A 528-nucleotide genomic window follows, 5' to 3' on the forward strand; every position below is an offset into this window, starting at 1 on the left:
GTGGTGGGGGAGTCGGGCTGCGGCAAATCGACCCTCGGTCGTCTGCTGACGATGATTGAGATCCCCACCGGCGGCGAGCTCTATTATCAGGGACAGGATCTGCTTAAGCACGACCCGCAGGCGCAGAAGCTGCGGCGGCAAAAAATCCAGATTGTGTTCCAGAACCCGTATGGTTCGCTGAACCCGCGTAAAAAAGTGGGGCAGATTCTGGAGGAGCCGCTGCTGATTAACAGCAGCCTGAGCAAAGAGCAGCGGCGTGAAAAAGCGCTGGCGATGATGGCGAAAGTGGGCCTGAAAACCGAGCATTACGATCGCTACCCGCATATGTTCTCCGGCGGTCAGCGTCAGCGTATCGCTATTGCTCGCGGGTTAATGCTGGATCCAGATGTGGTGATTGCCGATGAGCCGGTCTCCGCGCTGGACGTTTCGGTACGAGCTCAGGTGCTGAACCTGATGATGGATCTGCAGCAGGATTTAGGGCTGTCCTACGTGTTTATCTCCCACGACCTGTCGGTCGTCGAGCACATC

At 57.4% G+C, this 528-nt stretch carries 1 pseudogene; it reads left to right on the plus strand.

What is annotated here, in order from left to right:
- Positions 1-528: pseudogene (gene dppF, locus M3234_RS28775) on the plus strand (dipeptide ABC transporter ATP-binding subunit DppF); the annotation flags it as partial.

It is taken from the genome of Neobacillus niacini, assembly GCF_023715785.1.
Classification (GTDB): Bacteria; Bacillota; Bacilli; order Bacillales; family Cytobacillaceae; genus Neobacillus; species Neobacillus niacini_E.